Genomic DNA, 16,789 nt, shown 5'->3' on the forward strand with positions numbered 1-16,789 from the left:
GCATTCCATTGAGGAGCACACCATGTCTGTTAAAGCCATTGCCGTTAACCCAGAAAATTCTTCCACCTTCATTGAAATCACCCCGCCAATGCCGCAGCCCGGCGAGCACGATCTGCTGGTAGAGGTGAAGGCCGTCTCCGTTAACCCGGTCGATACCAAAGTCCACGCGGGCATTGCTAAAAACGGGCTGAGCGAGCCGCGCATTCTCGGGTGGGATGCCAGCGGGATCGTCAAAGCCGTTGGGGCTGGCGTGACCGGATTCAAACCGGGTGACGAGGTGTGGTACGCGGGCGACATCACCCGCCCGGGCAGCAATACCACGCATCAGCTGATCGATGCGCGCATTGTCGGGCACAAGCCTGCCAGCCTCGGCTGGGCGGCTGCCGCTGCTCTGCCCTTAACCGCGCTCACCGCGTGGGAAGGCCTATTTGAACGGCTGAATATTCAGGATGCCGGAGCGGACAAAACGCTGCTGATCATCGGCGGCGCGGGCGGCGTGGGATCGCTGGCGATCCCCTTTGCGAAGCACAACAGCAAGGTGAAGATCGTCGCGACGGCATCTAGAGAAGATTCCGCGCAGTGGTGCCGCGATCGCGGGGCTGACGTGGTCGTCAACTACCGCGATCTGAAAGGCGAGCTGGCGAAACACGGGCTCACCTTTGTGGATTACATCTTCATCCTCAACGACACCGACGGGCACTGGGATGCGGTCAGCGAACTGATTGCGCCGCAGGGGCATATCTGTTCCATCGTTGAGAATGAACGTCCGCTGAACCAGGACAAGCTGAAGTCCAAATCCGCCGCCCTGCACTGGGAATTTATGTACACCCGCAGCATGTACCAGACCGCGGATATGGCGCGTCAGGGAGAGATCCTCAATGAGGTGGCAAAACTGGTGGATAACGGCGTGGTGGAAAGTTCGCTGAGTGAAACGCTGCACGGGCTGAGCGTGGAAAGCATTACCGAGGCGCACCGTAAGGTGCTGGAGGGGCATATGCGGGGGAAAGTGGTGGTTGAGTTCTGAGTGGTTTGATTCCCTCACCCCGACCCTCTCCCAAAGGGAGAGGGAGGTTAAAGTCCCCTCTCTCTTTGCGAGAGGGAGGTTAAAGTCCCCTCGCCCCTCTGGGGCGAGGGTTAGGGTGAGGGGTAAAACTACCCCTGCTCCCCCATCATCTCCTTCACCAACTCGACGCAGCGCAGGAAGCGGGAGTCGTAGTCCGACTCTTCCACATGCACAAACTCAACGTTGTTCTCGTTGAGCATCTCCACCAGCATGGTCTGAAACTCTCGCCTGTCCACGGAGCTGCCGAGGCTGCGCATGCCGTCAGCGACCCACGGGGTATTGTTCTCCAGCAGGATCACCAGGTCAAAGCGGTATTCGTCAATCAGCGCCTGCACGAACGGGTGCTCGCGCCCTTCGTATTTTTTACAGAACGCCTGCGTGGTGACGAAATCGGTATCGATAAACGCCACTTTGTTGGCGTATTTCACCGCAAAATCAATGTACTGGGCGTGCCCGAGCGCGATTTTGTCATAGTCGGAATACTGCAGCGCCATCTCGTCGCCGCCCAGGTGCGAGAAGACATAATCGCGGCCATACTCCCACGCGCTGGTGGTGTTGAAGATGTTCGCCAGCTTGTTGACCAGCGTTGATTTACCGCTCGACTCGCCGCCCAGGATCGCAACGGTACGCACAAAGAACGGCTTCACCTCAGTCGGAATGTAATCCCAGTAGCGGAACGGGTTTTCGCGGATCTGCGCCCCGCTGATGTTCATAAAGGTGCGTTTCGGATCGATCAGCACCGTCTCGATGCCCAGATGCTCGCGGAACTGCGGCGCGTCGGACTCTTCAGAGGTGTAGATCCAGTTCGGCGCAATGCCCTTCTCTTCCATAAACGCTTTGATGCCGTTGCTCCACACGTCCCAGCCGTGCGGGTACGGCTCCATGCCCTCTTCGTTAAAGGCATGAATACGAATATTTTTCTGATACTTAAAGGTCTGGAGCAGCCAGCGCAGGCGGTCCGGCACGGTCGGCTGCTGCGACATGGCGCTGTCTTCAAACAGCTGACGGTCGCGGGTTTCGTCGTAGCCCATGATGATGTGCAGCTCGTCAACCTGGCTACAGGCGCGCTGGATCAGATAGATATGTCCGGTATGCAGCGGGTAAAACTTGCCGAACACCACGCCGATGTTCTTTTGCATACGCGGGAACTCCAGCCCCAGAAAGCGGTGCAGCGCTTCAAGCTTCTGCGCGCTGGGGCTTTTGATTTTGGCGTTCAGCAGCTGGCTCAGGTAGCCTTTGGTCATGCCGCTGGCGTCCGCCACCTGCTGCAGCGTGCAGCCCTTCTGGCGGATTGCGGTCTTGATGTAGTCAAATGATGACATAAATTACGGTGCCTCCTGCAAAATCAAATTTACGTAATTATAAGTCGTCAAAGACATTTAACGCATCTGCGAGTTTCTTCACGCCAAATACCTGCATCCCTTCAGGGATTTTTTTCGGCACGTTGGCGGCGGGAACGATCGCCCGGCGGAAGCCGTGTTTTGCCGCCTCGGAGATACGCTCCTGGCCGCTGGGTACCGGACGGATTTCCCCGGCGAGGCCCACTTCGCCGAAGACCACCAGATCCTGCGGCAGCGGTCTGTCTCGCAGGCTGGAGACCATCGCCAGCAGCAGCGCCAGGTCCGCGCTGGTCTCAGTGACTTTGACGCCGCCGACCACGTTAACGAAGACGTCCTGATCCGCCATCTGCAGCCCGCCGTGACGGTGCAGCACCGCCAGCAGGATCGCCAGACGGTTCTGTTCCAGACCGACCGCCACGCGCCGCGGGTTGCCCATCATCGACACGTCCACCAGCGCCTGAATTTCGACAAGCAGCGGGCGCGTCCCTTCCCATAGCACCATCACCGAGCTGCCGGAGGTGATCTCATCGCCACGGCTCAGGAAGATGGCCGACGGGTTGCTGACTTCGCGTAGCCCCTGTTCGGTCATGGCAAACACGCCCAGTTCGTTCACTGCCCCAAAGCGGTTCTTGTGGCTGCGCAGGGTGCGGAAGCGGGAATCCGCGTCGCCGTCAAGCATCACGGAGCAGTCGATACAGTGTTCAAGCACCTTCGGCCCGGCCAGCGAGCCGTCTTTGGTCACGTGGCCGACCATTACAATCGCCACGCCGCGCGTTTTGGCAAAGCGCGTCAGGTAAGCCGCGGTTTCACGCACCTGCGCGACGCTGCCCGGCGAGGACTGAATGTCCGCCATGTGCATCACCTGGATGGAGTCGATCACCATCAGCTTCGGCTGCTCTTCTTCAGCGATCATGCAGATCTGCTCGATGCTGGTTTCGGAGAGCATGTTCAGGTTGCCGGTCGGCAGGCCCAGGCGGTGCGCGCGCATCGCCACCTGCTGCAGTGATTCTTCGCCCGTGACGTACAGGGTTTTCATCTGTTCGGCAAGCTTGCAGAGCGTTTGCAGCAGCAGGGTCGATTTACCCGCCCCCGGGTTACCGCCGATCAGAATTGCGCTGCCCGGCACCACGCCGCCGCCGAGCACGCGGTCAAACTCTTTGAACCCGGTGGAGAAGCGCGGCAGCTCTTCGAGGCTGATGTCCGAGAGTTTTTGCACCTTCGCCACGCCCGCGTTACCGGCATAGCCGCTCAGTCGCTCGTTGCGGGCCACGCTCGGCGAAGCCGCCACACCACGCACTTCGGTGATGGTGTTCCAGGCATGGCAGGCGCTGCATTGCCCCTGCCAGCGCGGATAATCCGCACCACATTCATTACAGACAAATGCGCGTTTTGGAGCTTTCGCCACGGTTTACCTCGTTATTTCTGTGCGGTCTGCGTGCCGGGTGGCGCTTACGCTTACCCGGCCTACAAAGCGGACCGTTATTTCTGATTAATGCTGCCGGAGAGGATGCAGAACACCCCCATCAGGTCAGCGTGACGGATAGTGACTTCCGTCTTTTCATTCACTTTTGGCTTGGCATGGTAGGCAATGCCCAGCCCGGCGGCTTTGATCATCGGCAGGTCGTTCGCGCCGTCTCCGATGGCGACGGTCTGGACGACCGGAATTTCATATTTTTCCGCCAGACGCGTCAGCGTATTGGCTTTGTACTGGGCATCTACGATATCGCCGATCACCTGGCCGGTCAGCTTGCCGTCCATGATCTCCAGCTCATTGGCCACCACGGTGGTCAGATGCAGTTTTTCCCGCAGGTAATCCGCGAAGAAGGTGAAGCCACCGGAGGCGATCGCCACTTTCCAGCCGAGGGACTGCAGCTTCAGCACCAGCTGCGTCAGCCCTGGCATCAGCGGCAGCACGTCGCGCACCTGGCGCAGAATGTTGGCATCGGCCCCTTTCAGGGTCGCCACGCGCTGGCGCAGGCTGGCGGTAAAGTCCAGCTCGCCGCGCATCGCACGCTCGGTAACTTCCGCAACCAGCTCGCCGCTGCCCGCCAGCTTCGCAATCTCGTCAATACACTCGATCTGAATGGCGGTTGAGTCCATGTCCATCACCAGCAGGCCCGGGGTTTTGAGATGCGGAATTTTGCCCAGCGGCGCGACGTCCAGCCCGGCATCATGCGCCAGACGCGTTGCGCGCTGCGTCAGGGAGCCCGCCAGGCGAATAACCTGGTAGTCTTCCACGCACCAGGCGGCGACGATGACCATCGCCGCACCCAGCTTGCTTTGATACTGGGTCAGGCGTTGCTTATCCAGACCGCGTCCGTAGAGGAGCCAGCCGCTACGACCGGCGTGGTAATCCAGAGGCATCACCTCATCGCCACTTAAAGAGAGCGGCAATCCTGGCCATAAAGAGACATCCGTTGGCAGGTCACACCAGGTAATGTTCGGCATTAAAGCTCCTGTAATTTCGTTCGCGCCGGAAGGTTGCAGAGGGAAAATAACGCATGAGGCTACCCTGTAACCATCACTTCTGGCAACATTAAGCCGTAAATTTTCAGCAGGTGGAATATGGCTCGCGCAAAACTGAAATTCCGGCTTCATCGCGCCGTGATTGTCCTTTCCTGTCTCGCACTATTAGTGGTGCTGATGCAAGGGGCATCGTGGTTTAGCCAGAACCATCAACGGCAACGCAACCCGCAGTTTGAAGAGCTGGCCCGTACGCTGGCGCGCCAGGTGACGCTCAACGTCGCGCCGTCCATGCGTACCGAAACGCCGGACGAGAAGCGGATAGGCCAGGTTTTACGCCTGCTCACGGAGAACAGCCGCATTCTTGATGCCGGCGTCTATGATGAGCAAGGCAACCTGATTGCCCGCGCGGGCGAGCACGTCGACGTGCGCGACAGGCTGGCGCTGGACGGTAAAAAAGCCGGAGGCTATTTTAACCAGCAGATCGTCGAACCTATTCAGGGGAAGAATGGCCCGCTGGGCTATCTGCGCCTGACCCTCGATACCCACACCCTGCCTACTGAAGCCAAACAGGTCGATAATACCACCAATATTCTGCGCCTGATGCTGCTGCTTTCACTCGCCATCGGCGTTGTGCTGGCGCGCACCCTGCTTCGCGGCAAGCGCTCGCGCTGGCAGCAATCCCCGTTCCTGTTGACCGCCAGCAAATCCGTCCCCGAAGACGAAGAGAGCGAGAAGAAAGATTAGTGATAAAGTAGGCGAACGATTCGGAAAAGGAACTTTGCCATGACGACGTTACGCCTGCTTATCTCTGACTCTTACGATCCCTGGTTTAATCTCGCGGTAGAAGAGTGCATCTTCCGCCAGATGCCCGCCACCCAGCGCGTACTGTTTCTCTGGCGTAACGCCGATACGGTGGTCATCGGCCGCGCGCAAAACCCGTGGAAAGAGTGCAACACCCGGCGTATGGAAGAGGACAACGTCCGTCTCGCACGCAGAAGCAGCGGCGGCGGCGCGGTGTTTCACGATCTGGGCAATACCTGCTTTACCTTTATGGCGGGCAAACCGGAATACGACAAAACCATCTCAACGTCCATCGTCCTCAACGCGCTCAATTCACTCGGCGTGACGGCGGAAGCGTCCGGGCGTAACGATCTGGTGGTGAAAACCCCCGAGGGCGACCGGAAGGTCTCCGGCTCCGCCTACCGCGAAACCATGGATCGCGGCTTCCACCACGGCACCCTGCTGCTGAACGCCGATCTGAGCCGTCTGGCTAATTACCTGAATCCTGATAAGAAAAAGCTCCAGGCCAAAGGAATTACCTCCGTGCGCGGACGCGTGGCAAATCTGGTGGAACTGCTGCCGGGCATTACGCACGAGCAGATTTGCGATGCGATCCGTGACGCGTTCTTTGAACATTACGGCGAGCGCGTGAAAGCAGAAGTCATCTCCCCTGACAAAAGCCCTGACCTGCCCAACTTCGCCGAAACCTTCGCCCGCCAGAGCAGCTGGGAGTGGAACTTCGGTCAGGCTCCTGCTTTTTCCCATCTGCTGGACGAGCGTTTTACCTGGGGCGGCGTGGAGCTGCATTTTGACGTGGAGAAAGGCCATATCACCCGCACGCAGGTGTTTACCGATAGCCTGAACCCGGCACCTTTAGAGGCGCTGGCGGCACGTTTGCAGGGCTGTTTGTACAGGGCAGATATGCTGCAGCAGGAATGCGATGCGTTGATCGGAGATTTCCCGGAGCAGGAGAAAGAGTTAAGGGATGTGTCAGCATGGATTGCGCAGGCCGTGCGCTAGTAAAAAAGCCCGCTGGCGCTGCGCTTAGCGGGCCTACAAAACCGTAGGCCGGGTCAGGCGAAGCCGCCACCCGGCACAACAGCTCTTACTCTTTATCGCCCAGCAGAACGGATTCCAGCGCGATTTTGATCATGTCGTTGAAGGTAGTCTGACGCTCGGCAGCAGTGGTCTGCTCGTGGGTACGGATGTGGTCAGACACGGTGCAGATGGTCAGCGCTTTCGCACCAAACTCAGCCGCGACGCCGTAGATACCCGCCGCTTCCATTTCCACGCCCAGAATGCCGTATTTCTCCATCACGTCGAACATCTCGCCGCCGTCCGGTGCATAGAACAGGTCAGCAGAGAAGATGTTACCCACGCGCGCGTCAACGCCCAGCGCTTTTGCCGCGTCAACCGCGTCACGCACCATGCCGAAGTCAGCAATCGCCGCGAAGTCATGGTCTTTGAAACGCATGCGGTTAACTTTGGAATCGGTGCAGGCACCCATACCGATAACGATGTCGCGCAGCTTAACGTCCATACGCACCGCGCCGCAGGAGCCTACGCGGATGATTTTCTTCACGCCGAAGTCGGTGATCAGCTCTTTGGTGTAGATAGAGCAGGATGGGATACCCATACCGTGGCCCATAACGGAGATTTTGCGGCCTTTATAGGTACCGGTGAAGCCCAGCATGCCGCGAACGTTGTTCACTTCACGCACGTCTTCCAGGAAAGTTTCTGCAATGTGCTTCGCACGCAGCGGGTCGCCCGGCATCAATACGACGTCAGCGAAATCACCCATTTCTGCATTAATGTGAGGAGTTGCCATCTTCAGTTCCTTTTACATTGTTGTTTTTGCCGGGTGCCGGCTACCGCCTTACCCGGCCTACATTCTGTTCTCCCTCTCCCTGTGGGAGAGGGCCGGGGTGAGGGCATCAGCCCGCACCCATCATGATTCAGAACATGGCCTTGCCATATTCCATGTCAGACGTACCAAAATATTTCGCGATAGTCTGGCCGATGTCCGCGAAGGTTTCACGGTGACCGAGCGAGCCCGGCTTCACTTTCGGGCCGTACACCAGCACCGGAATGTGCTCACGGGTGTGGTCGGTACCGGTCCAGGTTGGGTCACAGCCGTGGTCCGCGGTCAGGATCAGAATGTCATCTTCACCCACCAGCTCCATCAGCTCCGGCAGACGGCGGTCAAACAGCTCAAGACCGGCCGCATAGCCCGCTACGTCGCGACGGTGGCCCCAGGAGGAGTCGAAGTCCACGAAGTTGGTGAAGACGATGGTCTTGTCGCCCGCTTCTTTCATCTCTTTGATGGTGGCATCGAACAGTGCATCCAGACCGGTGGCTTTCACTTTTTTGGTGATGCCGCAGTTGGCGTAGATATCCGCGATTTTACCCACGGAAACCACGTGACCGTCTTTCTCTTCAACCAGCTTCTGCAGCACGGTCGGTGCCGGTGGCTCAACGGCCAGGTCATGACGGTTACCGGTACGCTGGAAGTTACCCGCTTTGTCGCCGATAAACGGACGCGCGATCACGCGGCCGATGTTGTAGCCGCCTTCGGTCAGCTCTTCACGGGCGATTTCGCACAGCTCGTAGAGTTTATCCAGGCCGTAGGTCTCTTCGTGGCAGGCAATCTGGAACACGGAGTCTGCAGAGGTGTAGAAAATCGGCTTGCCGGTTTTCATGTGCTCTTCGCCGAGCTGATCCAGAATCACGGTACCGGAAGAGTGGCAGTTGCCGAGGTAGCCCGGCAGGTTGGCGCGCTTCACCAGCTTGTCCAGCAGCTCCTGCGGGAAGCTGTTTTCGTGATCGGAGAAATAACCCCAGTCGAACAGCACCGGCACACCGGCGATTTCCCAGTGGCCAGACGGGGTGTCTTTACCAGAGGAGAGCTCGTGAGCCCAGCCGTAGGCGCCCACGACTTCCGCGTTGCCGTCCATACCGGCTGCGATTTTACCGGTAGAGCCTTCATGCGCTTTCACCAGACCAAGGCGGGTCAGGTTGGGTAGAGTCAGAGGGCCTTTACGACCGTTGTCCGCTTCGCCTTTTGCACAGGCTTCCGCGATGTGACCCATGGTATCGGAACCCACGTCACCAAAACGTTCTGCATCTTCGGTTGCGCCGATGCCGAATGAGTCCAGCACCATAATAAATGCACGTTTCATAATTGTTCTCCGTACGTAGTGCTTCAAAAATTATCGATCAGATCAGTATACCGCTATTCGGTGATACGGCGATAGGCAGTCGGTGTGGTTTCCGGTGCTTTATCGTCAAGCGTAATTGCCGCTTTCACCGCTTTAGCTGCTTCCTGCCAGCTGGCTTCGTCTTTGGCGTGGATCACCGCCAGCGGACGTTGACCGTCAACGCTGTCGCCCAGACGGGCCATATCGGTAAAGCCGACGCTGTAATCAATAGTGTCCGATGCCTGACGACGTCCGCCGCCCATCGAGACCACCGCCATGCCCAGCGCACGGGTGTCCATAGCGGAAACGAAGCCTTCGCTATCGGCATACACCGCTTTGCTGAGCGTCGCGGTTGGCAGGTATTTCGCGTAGTTTTCGACGAAATCGGTCGGGCCTTTCTGGGCTGCAACCATGCGGCCGAAAATGTCCGCCGCTTTGCCGTTGTCCAGCACCGCCTGCAGCTTCGCGCGGGCTTCTGCGTCGTCTTTGGCCAGCTTGCCGGAGATTAACATCTCAACGCACAGCGCCATGGTGACGTCGAACAGACGCGGGTTGCGGTATTCACCGGTGAGGAACTGCACCGCTTCACGCACTTCGACGGCGTTACCGGCGCTGGAGGCCAGCACCTGGTTCATGTCGGTGAGCAGCGCGGTGGTGCGCACGCCCGCGCCGTTGGAGACGCCAACGATCGCTTCTGCGAGCGCAGCAGAAAGTTCATAGGTCGGCATAAACGCGCCGCTGCCGACCTTCACGTCCATCACCAGCGCGTCCAGCCCTTCTGCCAGTTTCTTCGCCAGGATAGAGGCGGTGATCAGCGGGATGGAGTCAACGGTCGCGGTGATGTCGCGGGTCGCGTAGAAACGCTTGTCTGCCGGAGCAAGAGAGCTGGTCTGGCCGATAATCGCCACACCAACGTCTTTAATAATGTCGCGGAAGCGGTTGTCGTCCGGGAAGATATCGAAGCCCGGAATGGCTTCCAGTTTGTCGAGCGTACCGCCGGTGTGGCCCAGGCCACGCCCGGAGATCATCGGGATGTAACCGCCACAGGCTGCCACCATTGGGCCGAGCATCAGGGACGTCACGTCGCCCACGCCGCCGGTGGAGTGTTTATCCACGATCGGGCCGTTAAGGTTAAGGCTTTTCCAGTCCAGAACGGTTCCTGAATCTCGCATCGCCATGGTCAGCGACACGCGCTCAGGCATCGACATATCGTGGAAGAAAATGGTCATCGCCAGAGCCGCAATCTGCCCTTCTGAGACGGTGTTATCACGAATGCCGTTGATGAAGAAGCGGATCTCTTCATCGCTTAATGCATGACCATCACGTTTTTTACGAATAATTTCTTGTGCGAGAAACACGGTAACCTCCATGCGGAATCGGGGGAGTTGTGGCGGGTGGCGCTACGCTTACCCGCCCTACGATCCTGTCGGCCGGATAAGCGAAGCGTCATCCGGCATTGTCAGGCAATCAGTAGCTGCTTGCGCTCTTACCGTCGCCGTGACCCAGCGCTTTCAGCAGGCTGGCCAGCAGGCTGGACGCACCGAAGCGGTAGTGACGGGAATCGGCCCAGTCGGCGCCAAACAGCTCGTCGGCAATCGCCAGGAACTGCTGCGCGTCTTCGGCGGTACGCACGCCGCCCGCGGGTTTGAAACCAACGGTTTTGGACACGCCCATGTCGCGGATCACTTCCATCATGATGCGCGCGCTTTCCGGGGTCGCATTCACCGGCACTTTACCGGTAGAGGTTTTAATGAAATCCGCCCCGGCTTTGATGGAGATTTCAGACGCCTTACGAATCAGCGCCTCTTCTTTCAGCTCGCCGGTTTCGATGATCACTTTCAGCAGCACGTTTGCCGCCGCGCACGCGTCTTTACAGGCTTTCACCAGGTCAAAACCGACCTGCTCGTTGCCGGCGATCAGCGCGCGGTACGGGAATACCACGTCCACTTCGTCTGCGCCGTAGGCAATTGCCGCGCGGGTTTCTGCCAGCGCGATCTCGATATCATCGTTGCCATGCGGGAAGTTAGTTACGGTTGCAATGCGCACGTCCGGCGTACCCTGCTCTTTCAGCGTCTTACGGGCAATCGGGATAAAGCGCGGGTAGATACAGATGGCTGCGGTGTTACCCACCGACGTTTTCGCCTGATGGCACAGGGCGATGACTTTTTCATTGGTGTCGTCATCGTTCAGGGTGGTCAGGTCCATCAGTTTCAACGCGCGCAGGCTGCTTGCAGTTAAATCAGTCATAACATTCTCCAACGGCAGTGCCGTATAAATTTTACCTTGCGGGTCTGTGAGTATTCTAACATTCACCCGCATCCACACTTCGACATTCATCACAGTTAATGAAAACTGCATACAAATTTGCATCACTGTAATGAGATCTTATTCAAACTTTAGCGCGTAAATTGCCGACTAAAGCAGCGATACCCCCTGTCGGATCAAAAGCCCCGACAGGCTGGCTTCCTACAATCCGTTCATCATCCGCAGAACACTCAAGGAAGCGAATATGCCCCACTCCAGCCCCGACGCCCTGCAACAACGTTGCCAGCACATTGTGACAAGCCCGGTGTTAACTCCGGAACAAAAACGTCATTTTCTGGCGCTGGAAGCGGAGAACAACCTGCCTTATCCGGCGCTTCCTGAGGTCGCACGAGCCGCGCTGGACGAAGGTTTTATCTGCGACATGTTCGAAGGCCATTCGCCTTACAAACCCCGTTACGTTCTGCCGGATTACGCAAAATTTCTGGCTAACGGTTCAGAATGGCTGGAGCTGGAAGGGGCGAAAGATCTCGACGACGCCCTCTCGCTGTTAACCATCCTCTACCATCATGTTCCGTCCGTCACATCGATGCCGGTCTATCTCGGTCAGCTTGATGCGATATTAACTCCACATGTTAGAATTCTAACACAAGAAGAGATCGATAGCCGAATAAAACGTTTCTGGCGCTATCTCGACCGCACGCTGCCGGATGCGTTTATGCACGCAAACATCGGGCCTGCTGACGGCCCCATCACCCGTGCCATTCTGCGTGCCGACGCAGAGCTGAAGCAGGTCGCACCGAACCTGACCTTTATCTACGATCCCGATATCACCCCGGACAACCTGCTGCTTGAGGTGGCAAAAAACATATGTGAATGCAGCAAACCGCATATTTCTAACGGCCCGATGAATGATAAAATTTTCACAAAAGGCCGTTACGGCGTGGTGAGTTGTTACAACTCCCTGCCGCTTGCAGGCGGTGGCAGCACCCTGGTGCGCCTTAACCTCAAAGCCATTGCTGAACGCAGCGCATCCATTGAGGACTTCTTCACCCGCACGCTCCCGCACTACTGCCAGCAGCAAATGGCCATCATCGATGCGCGCTGCGGTTTTCTGTACGAGCAATCTGGCTTCTTTGAGAATAGCTTCCTGGTCAAAGAGGGGCTGATTGATGCGGATCGGTTTGTGCCGATGTTTGGCATGTACGGCCTGGCGGAAGCGGTGAATACGCTCTGTGAAAAGGAGGGCATTGAAGGCCGTTACGGAAAAGACGAGCAGGCCAACGCGCTCGGCTATCGAATCAGCGAACAGCTTGCGGCGTTTGTGGAAAACACGCCGGTGAAACACGGCTGGAAGCACCGCGCGATGCTGCACGCGCAGTCGGGGATCAGCTCCGACTCGGGCACCACGCCGGGCGCGCGCCTGCCCTACGGCGACGAACCGGATCCCATCAGCCATCTGCTGGCCGTCGCGCCGCACCACAAACATTATCACTCCGGAATCAGCGATATTCTCACCCTGGAGGAGACGGTAAAACGCAACCCGCAGGCGGTGGTTCAGCTTTGCCTGGGCGCGTTCAGGGCGGGAATGCGGGAATTTACCGCCAACGTAGCGGGTAACGATCTGGTCCGCGTGACCGGTTATATGGTGCGATTATCGGATCTGGAGAAATACCGGGAAGCCGGATCGCGCACCAATACCACGTGGCTGGGAGAAGAGGCCGCACGCAATACCCGTATTCTGGAACGTCAGCCGCGCGTGGTTAGCCATGAACAGCAGATGCGCTTTAGTTAGTCAGGTCATTCCTTTTTCCTGCGTGGACGGGCCGGGCAGCCGCCTGGCGCTGTTCCTGCAGGGCTGCAACCTGCGCTGCAAAACCTGCCACAACCCGTGGACGATCGGCCGCTGCAACGACTGCGGGGACTGTGTGCCCCACTGCCCGCACGACGCGCTGACGATTCAGGCCGGACGCGTCTGGTGGCAGGAGAGTGACTGCCACCAGTGCGACACCTGCCTGCACCTGTGCCAGCAGCAGGCAACGCCTATGGCGCACCGCTTCAGCGTGGAAGAAATCCTCACCCAGGTCCGCAAATCCGCACCCTTTATCGAAGGGATCACCGTCAGCGGCGGCGAAGCCACAACGCAACTGCCGTTTGTGATCGCCCTGTTCAACGCGATCAAAGCCGATCCCGCCCTGCATCACCTCACCTGTCTGGTAGACAGCAACGGTCTGTTAAGCGAAACCGGCTGGCAAAAACTGCTGCCGGTACTGGATGGCGCGATGCTGGATCTGAAGGCGTGGGGGAACGAGCATCACCGCTTCCTGACCGGGCGCGAAAACCCGCTGATTAAGCAGAGCATCCGCTGGCTGGCAGATCGTCACCGTTTGACGGAACTCCGCCTGCTGGTTATTCCGGAGCAGTGTGATTACCTGGAACATCTCAAACCGCTAACGACCTTTATCCACGGGCTTGGGAATGTGCCGGTGCGCATCAACGCATTTCATGCGCATGGCGTTTACGGTGAGGCGGCATCATGGCGCAGCGCCACGCCCGAGGACGTTGAACCGCTGGCGCGGGCGCTGGAAAAACAGAAGATAACGGTGATCCGTCCGGCGCTTTACCTATAGCGTGATGCCAAATACCGAACGAGTGTTTTCAAGCAGCGCGTCGGCAATCACCTCTTCAGGCTCTTTTCGCAGTTCACACAGGGTGGTAAACACGCGCGCCGCCTGTTCCGGGCGATTCGGCTGGCCCTGAAAACCATTCAGCGGCATATCCGGCGCGTCGGTTTCCAGCAGAAGCGCCGACAGCGGCAGCTGTGCCATCACGTCCCGGGTTTTACTGGCGCGCGGATAGGTGATGGTGCCACCGACGCCGATTTTATAGCCCAGCTCAATAAAACGCTGCGCCTGCTGCAGGCTGCCGGAGAAACCGTGCACGACGCCCCTGCGTGGCAGATCGATGCGTTTCAGGTGCATCGCCAGCTTATCGTGCGTGCGTCTTGAATGGAGGATCACCGGCAGATCGTGGCGCTTCGCCAGCCTGAGCTGCGCGTCGAGGATCGTCTGCTGGCGCTCAAACTGCGGATCCTCGCGATAAAGATCGAGGCCGATCTCACCGATGGCGACAAGTTTGTCTCCTGCGGTCTGCAGGACCTCATCAAGCCTCTCAATGTGCTCATCAAGATGCCGCTCAATCACAATCGGATGCAGGCCGAGCGCGGCATAGAGCGCGGAGTGCCGCGTGGAAAGATCCAGCACCCGGGAAAAATAGGCCGCTTCCACTGACGGCACAATGATGGCCTGAACGCCTGCCTCGGCCGCTTTCGCAATGCTTTGCGCTTCATCCCCCGTAAACGGCGGGAAATCAAAGTGGCAGTGGGTATCGACAAAGCGGTGCGTCACGCCAGATCCTCGTTATCCAGTAAAGCGTCATTCGCCTGCGGAATATCCACCAGCGGCATCGTCAGAACGTCGTTGGCGACAATCGCAGGCGGCATAATAATGCGTTTATGGCGATGAAGCGGCGGTTGCTCCGCCAGCATTTTCCCTACCGTCGCCAGGAAATAGCGCCCGCACAGCCGCCCCGTTTTGTAATCCATGCGCAGCGCAGGAACGCGGCTGCCCAGGGCCATGCTCAGCAGCGGCTTAGGCGGATAGATTTCAAAAATACGCAGCTTACCCGGCGGTTTTTCAATGAAGCGCTGCATCGCGCCGTAGGTGATTTCATGCTGCTTCGCGATGTTCACCAGCGGCTGCAGGCTGCTGTCGCCCAACCAGCGCTCCATCCGTTTAAACCACTGCGGCGTGTAATACATTTGCGACGGTACGGTACGGATCACCACAATGGTTTTCGCCCCGCGCCGGGCGGCTTCCTGCACCGGCACCGCGTCACTGATCCCACCGTCCAGATAGCTAATGCCGTCCAGCAGGGCGCCAGTTCGATAAAAGCCGGGGATCGCGCTGGAGGCGCGGATGATGTCCAGCCAGTTCTCCTTCTGAGGAGAAAAATAGCCCGGCGAATAGTCATCGCCCCGGCTGGCGCACATCCAGAACTCTTTGCCGCTATCAAACAGACGGGCGGCAGTATCCATGGCCAGCGGCATCTGGCTTGAGGTCGACTCCAGCAGCCAGTCGAGATCGATCAGGTTGCCGCCGCGCACAAAGCGCACCGGGTTAAAAAATTCTTTCGCCGTGGTGTAGCGCATAATGACCTTTCGCGCGTAGCCGGGCTGGTTACAGACATAGGCAGAGAGGTTCTGCGCGCCGGCAGAGGTGCCGAAGTAAAGGTCAAAGGGGTTGAACTGGGCGCGCATAAATTCATCCAGCACGCCGGCGGTGAAAATGCCGCGCTGTCCTCCCCCCTCGCAGACCAGCGCGAGTTGGCCTGCGCGAAACGGCTTTAACGTCAGCGGCGCAATATTGCCGAGCGTAACGGGAATTCGTTGCCCCACCTCTGCTTTCCTGTTTTGATTATTTTATAACACCACAGTAACGCACCCGACCTGTTCCGCAAATAAGAAAAAGCCAGTCACAGTGACTGGCTTTATTTTGTTGAAGGAATATTGCGTTTGCTACGGACGTCTGCGACCCGTAAACAGGCTGACCAGGAACAGAATAATACCCACAACGAAGACAATTTTAGCTGCCCATGCCGCTGTACCTGCCAGTCCACCAAAGCCCAATGCGGCGGCAATTAACGCGATAACCAGAAATATAATGCCCCAACGAAACATAAGCTTCTCCTTTACCATAGTTAATGTCGGCCGCTAAACGTGAGCGCTCAGGTCACTCACCGGCGTTTTTCCAGAGTCGTTCTTATTTCGCCCGCAGGTTTTAACCAGACGGGCGAATGGTCCAGATTTACTTCGTTTTCAGATCGTTTTTAACGCTTTTCACACCATCAATCGCTTTCGCGATGGACTCGGCGCGTTCACTTTGCGCCTGCGAATCTACCGTACCGGAAAGCTGAACCACACCATCGGTGGTTTCCACTTTCACCTTACGGGACGGCACGATGTCATCTGCTAAAAGTTTAGCTTTGATTTCGCTGGTAGTAGCGGCATCACCGGCATAACCTTTCACCGACGCGTTTTTACCGTCACGTACGTGCAGCTTATCGCTGACGGACGCAACACCTTCAACGCCTTTCGCGACTTTCACCGCCTGTTCGGCCTGAGCCTGGCTTTCCACGAAGCCGCTCAGCGTAACCACTTTCTTGTCGGTCTTAACGGAAATATCGGTACTTTTGATGGATTCATCATCCACCAGTGCGGCTTTCACTTTTGCTGTGATTGAGCTGTCATCCATGAAGTTGCCGACTTTATTCATAGAGCTATCGATTTTTTGCCCTGCGGTATCGGCAGTGGACTGTGCTTTATCCATGGTGGTGCTTTCCGCCAGGGCGGAACCGCTCACCAGAACGCTACCCAGGGTTACAGCCAGCAGAGTTTTCGAAATCTTCAGTCTTGTCATATTCATCGATCTATTCCTGTGTTGACCCGTTATTCGGGCTACATACTTCCTTAGTAGTTTTATATATTGCGAATAAACACACGGGCAAAATGGATAACCTAAAGTCATGCATTGAACAGTTAATTTATCCACGCCCGGTGTTAAACACTGAGTTAAATATAGATCACTCTCACAGAGCCGCTTTCAGAATTGGGTAAAAAACGC

Annotated in this window: 16 protein-coding genes; 5 read left to right on the plus strand and 11 right to left on the minus strand. The window is 57.6% G+C overall.

The features are described 5' to 3' along the window. Positions 1 to 22 precede the first annotated feature (22 nt). Positions 23 to 1,024 carry a zinc-binding alcohol dehydrogenase family protein gene (locus P346_RS07730; protein ID WP_032660791.1) on the plus strand — a complete coding sequence of 334 codons (1,002 nt, stop codon included), beginning with the start codon at positions 23 to 25 and terminating at the stop codon, positions 1,022 to 1,024. Between the two features lie 128 nt (positions 1,025 to 1,152). On the opposite strand, the gene nadR is transcribed toward P346_RS07730, so the two are convergent. From nadR to serB, 3 genes are all read right to left on the minus strand, one after another. Next, complete coding sequence (gene nadR / locus P346_RS07725; RefSeq protein WP_015572616.1) at positions 1,153 to 2,385, minus strand: multifunctional transcriptional regulator/nicotinamide-nucleotide adenylyltransferase/ribosylnicotinamide kinase NadR; 1,233 nt, start codon at positions 2,383 to 2,385, stop codon at positions 1,153 to 1,155. A gap of 37 nt (positions 2,386 to 2,422) precedes the next feature. Continuing rightward, a complete protein-coding gene (radA, locus tag P346_RS07720; protein ID WP_014068810.1) occupies positions 2,423 to 3,808 on the minus strand; it encodes a DNA repair protein RadA in 1,386 nt (461 codons plus the stop codon). 74 nt (positions 3,809 to 3,882) lie between these two features. Next, on the minus strand, positions 3,883 to 4,851 hold the full coding sequence (serB, locus tag P346_RS07715) for a phosphoserine phosphatase (protein WP_023310325.1): 969 nt from the start codon (positions 4,849 to 4,851) through the stop codon (positions 3,883 to 3,885). A gap of 117 nt (positions 4,852 to 4,968) precedes the next feature. On the opposite strand from serB, the gene P346_RS07710 reads away from it, so the two are divergent. Both P346_RS07710 and lplA read left to right on the plus strand, forming a co-directional pair. Further along, positions 4,969 to 5,613, plus strand: a complete 645-nt coding sequence (locus P346_RS07710; protein WP_032660794.1) for a YtjB family periplasmic protein — start codon at positions 4,969 to 4,971, stop codon at positions 5,611 to 5,613. A 39-nt stretch (positions 5,614 to 5,652) separates the two neighbouring features. Further along, positions 5,653 to 6,669, plus strand: coding sequence for a lipoate--protein ligase LplA (lplA, locus tag P346_RS07705; protein ID WP_032660796.1), 1,017 nt, complete (start codon positions 5,653 to 5,655; stop codon positions 6,667 to 6,669). 85 nt (positions 6,670 to 6,754) lie between these two features. Here lplA and deoD read toward each other — a convergent pair whose 3' ends face one another. The 4 genes from deoD to deoC form a co-directional block, all read right to left on the minus strand. Beyond that, complete coding sequence (gene deoD, locus P346_RS07700) at positions 6,755 to 7,477, minus strand: purine-nucleoside phosphorylase (protein WP_014068806.1); 723 nt, start codon at positions 7,475 to 7,477, stop codon at positions 6,755 to 6,757. Between the two features lie 127 nt (positions 7,478 to 7,604). Continuing rightward, positions 7,605 to 8,828 (minus strand): phosphopentomutase, encoded by a 1,224-nt coding sequence (deoB, locus tag P346_RS07695; protein WP_032660800.1) that lies wholly within the window; start codon positions 8,826 to 8,828, stop codon positions 7,605 to 7,607. A gap of 53 nt (positions 8,829 to 8,881) precedes the next feature. Beyond that, entirely contained in the window at positions 8,882 to 10,204 is a 1,323-nt protein-coding gene (gene deoA / locus P346_RS07690; protein ID WP_032660803.1) for a thymidine phosphorylase, read from the minus strand. Positions 10,205 to 10,313: 109 nt separating this feature from the next. Further along, the gene (gene deoC / locus P346_RS07685) at positions 10,314 to 11,093 is read right to left on the minus strand and encodes a deoxyribose-phosphate aldolase (RefSeq protein WP_032660805.1); all 780 of its coding nucleotides are present in this window, start codon (positions 11,091 to 11,093) and stop codon (positions 10,314 to 10,316) included. 262 nt (positions 11,094 to 11,355) lie between these two features. On the opposite strand from deoC, the gene P346_RS07680 reads away from it, so the two are divergent. Continuing rightward, positions 11,356 to 12,903, plus strand: coding sequence for a YjjI family glycine radical enzyme (locus P346_RS07680; RefSeq protein WP_032660808.1), 1,548 nt, complete (start codon positions 11,356 to 11,358; stop codon positions 12,901 to 12,903). Then, a complete protein-coding gene (locus tag P346_RS07675) occupies positions 12,878 to 13,738 on the plus strand; it encodes a YjjW family glycine radical enzyme activase (protein WP_032660811.1) in 861 nt (286 codons plus the stop codon). Before P346_RS07680 ends, P346_RS07675 begins: the two co-directional genes overlap by 26 nt. Here P346_RS07675 and P346_RS07670 read toward each other — a convergent pair. The 4 genes from P346_RS07670 to osmY form a co-directional block, all read right to left on the minus strand. Beyond that, a complete protein-coding gene (locus tag P346_RS07670; RefSeq protein WP_032660813.1) occupies positions 13,733 to 14,515 on the minus strand; it encodes a TatD family hydrolase in 783 nt (260 codons plus the stop codon). The two genes, P346_RS07675 and P346_RS07670, sit on opposite strands and share 6 nt — an antisense overlap. Then, entirely contained in the window at positions 14,512 to 15,564 is a 1,053-nt protein-coding gene (locus P346_RS07665) for a patatin-like phospholipase family protein (protein WP_032660816.1), read from the minus strand. The genes P346_RS07670 and P346_RS07665 overlap by 4 nt, the downstream gene beginning before the upstream one ends. Positions 15,565 to 15,684: 120 nt before the next feature. Next, positions 15,685 to 15,846: a DUF1328 domain-containing protein gene (locus tag P346_RS07660; RefSeq protein ID WP_003856556.1), complete on the minus strand. Its 162-nt coding sequence runs from the start codon at positions 15,844 to 15,846 to the stop codon at positions 15,685 to 15,687. Positions 15,847 to 15,973: 127 nt separating this feature from the next. Further along, positions 15,974 to 16,591, minus strand: coding sequence for a molecular chaperone OsmY (gene osmY / locus P346_RS07655; RefSeq protein WP_032660819.1), 618 nt, complete (start codon positions 16,589 to 16,591; stop codon positions 15,974 to 15,976). Positions 16,592 to 16,789: the final 198 nt, after the last annotated feature.

Origin of the sequence: Enterobacter sp. DC1, from assembly GCF_000568075.1 — a bacterium.
Classification (GTDB): Bacteria; Pseudomonadota; Gammaproteobacteria; order Enterobacterales; family Enterobacteriaceae; genus Enterobacter; species Enterobacter asburiae.

Bases quoted from the DNA above. Each gene is read 5' to 3' on its own strand.
- deoD (WP_014068806.1), bottom strand. From the start codon at position 7,477: ATGGCAACTCCTCACATTAATGCAGAAATGGGTGATTTCGCTGACGTC.
- P346_RS07675 (WP_032660811.1), top strand. From the start codon at position 12,878: ATGAACAGCAGATGCGCTTTAGTTAGTCAGGTCATTCCTTTTTCCTGC.
- P346_RS07680 (WP_032660808.1), top strand. From the start codon at position 11,356: ATGCCCCACTCCAGCCCCGACGCCCTGCAACAACGTTGCCAGCACATT.
- deoB (WP_032660800.1), bottom strand. From the start codon at position 8,828: ATGAAACGTGCATTTATTATGGTGCTGGACTCATTCGGCATCGGCGCA.
- P346_RS07710 (WP_032660794.1), top strand. From the start codon at position 4,969: ATGGCTCGCGCAAAACTGAAATTCCGGCTTCATCGCGCCGTGATTGTC.
- nadR (WP_015572616.1), bottom strand. From the start codon at position 2,385: ATGTCATCATTTGACTACATCAAGACCGCAATCCGCCAGAAGGGCTGC.
- serB (WP_023310325.1), bottom strand. From the start codon at position 4,851: ATGCCGAACATTACCTGGTGTGACCTGCCAACGGATGTCTCTTTATGG.
- P346_RS07660 (WP_003856556.1), bottom strand. From the start codon at position 15,846: ATGTTTCGTTGGGGCATTATATTTCTGGTTATCGCGTTAATTGCCGCC.
- deoC (WP_032660805.1), bottom strand. From the start codon at position 11,093: ATGACTGATTTAACTGCAAGCAGCCTGCGCGCGTTGAAACTGATGGAC.
- lplA (WP_032660796.1), top strand. From the start codon at position 5,653: ATGACGACGTTACGCCTGCTTATCTCTGACTCTTACGATCCCTGGTTT.
- osmY (WP_032660819.1), bottom strand. From the start codon at position 16,591: ATGAATATGACAAGACTGAAGATTTCGAAAACTCTGCTGGCTGTAACC.
- P346_RS07730 (WP_032660791.1), top strand. From the start codon at position 23: ATGTCTGTTAAAGCCATTGCCGTTAACCCAGAAAATTCTTCCACCTTC.